Source organism: Agrobacterium salinitolerans (genome assembly GCF_002008225.1).
GTDB lineage: Bacteria > Pseudomonadota > Alphaproteobacteria > Rhizobiales > Rhizobiaceae > Agrobacterium > Agrobacterium salinitolerans.
In genome coordinates, this window is record NZ_MRDH01000032.1 from 1 (window position 1) to 2,500 (window position 2,500).

The 2,500-nt window shown below is 59.6% G+C and carries 3 protein-coding genes; all 3 read right to left on the reverse strand.

Features of this window, described 5'->3' with window-relative positions; all coding sequences use genetic code 11:
- Positions 1 to 22: 22 nt before the first annotated feature.
- The 3 genes from tnpC to BS627_RS20020 all read right to left on the reverse strand — a co-directional run bounded on the left by tnpC (position 23) and on the right by BS627_RS20020 (position 2,380).
- Positions 23 to 1,615, reverse strand: a complete 1,593-nt coding sequence (tnpC, locus tag BS627_RS20010; protein WP_077984932.1) for an IS66 family transposase — start codon at positions 1,613 to 1,615, stop codon at positions 23 to 25.
- A 73-nt stretch (positions 1,616 to 1,688) separates the two neighbouring features.
- Positions 1,689 to 2,033 (reverse strand): IS66 family insertion sequence element accessory protein TnpB, encoded by a 345-nt coding sequence (gene tnpB / locus BS627_RS20015; RefSeq protein WP_077984933.1) that lies wholly within the window; start codon positions 2,031 to 2,033, stop codon positions 1,689 to 1,691.
- Positions 2,030 to 2,380, reverse strand: coding sequence for a transposase (locus tag BS627_RS20020; RefSeq protein ID WP_165691330.1), 351 nt, complete (start codon positions 2,378 to 2,380; stop codon positions 2,030 to 2,032). Before BS627_RS20020 ends, tnpB begins: the two co-directional genes overlap by 4 nt.
- Positions 2,381 to 2,500 lie beyond the last annotated feature (120 nt).

A 2,500-nucleotide genomic window follows, 5' to 3' on the forward strand; every position in this document is an offset into this window, starting at 1 on the left:
GTAAGCGGCAAGCTGAGACCGTTCAGCGCGTGTAATTCCACGGCATGAGTGCATCGAGGTCGCTGCTGGGCCAACCATTGGCTATGCGCTCGAGTGTCTGGGCGAGCCAGGCCTGCGGATCGACATTGTTCATTTTCGCTGTTTGAAGGAGCGTGGCGATTGTTGCCCAAGTCTTTCCACCGCCATCGCTGCCGGCGAAGAGGCTATTCTTTCTGGTAATTGTCTGGTGCCGGATTGCACGCTCGACTATGTTATTGTCGAGCTCGATGCGGCCGTCGGTGAGAAAGCGCTCGAAGATGGAGCGACGCGAGGTGGCATAGCGGATCGCCTCGGCCAGCTTCGACTTGCCAGATATCCGCGGTAGGGTCTTCTGCCAGAGGGCGAAGAGTTCCGTGACAACCGCAGCAGATGTCGCCTGGCGCGCGGCGACACGGGCGTCAGGGCTTTGCCCGCGAGCTGTTTCTTCCACCTGCCAGAGCTTCGCCATCAGTTCCACCGTCTCGGTGGCGATCTTGGAGCTGTCTGAAGTGTGGAGCTCGTAGAACTTGCGCCTGCTATGGGACCAGCAGTAGGCCAGCATCACGCCGTCATTGCCTCCGTCAGATCTGGCAAGCTTGTTATAGGCACCATGTCCGTCAACCTGCAGAATACCGCGATAGCCATTCAGATGCCGGGCGACCCGATCGCCAGCACGGCTATCTTCGAAGCGATAGGCGACCATCGGCGGGCTACTGCCACCGAAGGGTCTGTCATCGCGGGCATAAGCCCAAAGCCAGGCCGTCTTGGCCGATCCAGATCCGGGCGCGAGTGTGGGCAACGTCGTCTCGTCAGCGAAGATACGCTCAGCCTTCTTGATCTCGGCGAGGATGTAGTCGGCCAGGATATCAAGTTCAAAGCCGAGCTTACCCATCCATTGAGCCATCAGCTTCCGGTCAAGCTCGACCTTGTCGCGGGCATAGATTGCCTCCTGCCGATAGAGCGGAAGGCCATCGGCATACTTCGAGACGGCGATCTGGGCGAGAAGCGCTTCCGTCGGAATGCCCGCCTCGATAATGTGCGCGGGTGCGGCGGCCTGAATGACGCCGTCTTCATTTTTGAAGGCATACTTCGGTCGGCGTGTGACGATGACGCGGAACTTCGCCGGCACGACGTCAAGTCGCTCCGAGACGTCTTCCCCGATCAGCACCTTCTGTTTACCGAAGTGTTCGGGCAGTTCATCCGGCTCGATCACCACTTCGACCCGCTCAAGATGAGGAGCAAAGCCCTTGCGCGGTCTCGGCGGACGTTTGCTGTCGGGATGGGGTGCGCCCTTGTTGACCTGGGCTCGGATCGCAGCGATGCCGGTCTCGATTTCCTCGAAGACAAAGGCCTGCTGCTCATCATCGATGCCTGCAGAGCCGAGCTTTTCTGATCGCCGGCCAAAGCGGGCACGATCAAAGGCTTTCAGGATCTGGGTCAGTCGTTCGATGCGTTCATCAGCATCGGCGTTTCTGGCTTTCAGGTCTGCGACCTCGCTCTCAAGAGCATCGGTGCGCGCTGCCTTCTCGGCCATGGCAAGGACCATGGCTTTCAGGGTCTCTATATCATCCGGGAGCTGCAGATCGGGCGGCGTCATGACGTCTACTAGAGCATATTTTGCTCCGGTTTTCCTGCCCTTTCAGGCGGTTGATTCACTTTGCCGCAGGCATTTACCCAACAATCTCCGGCGGCTTCACCGCCACCGAGCGCACCCGTTTCCAGTCCATGCCGTCAACGAGCGCCATGAGCTGGGCATGGTTGAGCTGGACTCGGTTGTGGCCTATCCGCGGCCAGCAAAACTGCGCCTTCTCCAGCCGCTTGGCGTAAAGGCAGACACCTGATCCATCCCACCAGACGATCTTGACCCGGTCAGCCCGTTTGGCCCGGAAGACATAGAGCGAGCCGTTGAAGGGATCACTGCCGGCATCGCGCACCAGCGACAGTAAACTGTCTGGCCCTTTGCGGAAGTCGATGGGATGGCTGGCGAGGAAGACCTTTACACCCGCCGGGATCATGCTGAGCGAACCGCCCGGATCACGCGCTGCAGATGCGCTTCTTCGATATGCCGGCCGACCCGCACGACGATACCGTCAATGACGATTTCGACAACGGGGTTGGCGTCAGGTGCGACGCTCTGCGGATCAACTGCCGCTGGTGCCTCTCCAGGCTTATCACTGGCCAACAGCTCTCTACGCCAGCGGTAGAGTTGAGATGGCAAGATACCGATCTGCCGCGCCACGGCAGACATGTTCACACCGGGCTGACAGGCCTGCTCAACCGCTGTCTCCTTGAATTCGTCAGACCAGAACCGTCGCAACTGTCGCGGGGACCCGTCCAGGCGATCGGGCACCGCCTCGATCATTCGCATCAACCCAAGGCTAGCCGCAGGTCTAGACATAGATCCTCACATCCAAAGAACTCGTATGCCCGAAATACCTTACTCAGCATCAGACCCGCCAGATGGGATCTCCTTGCCGCTTAC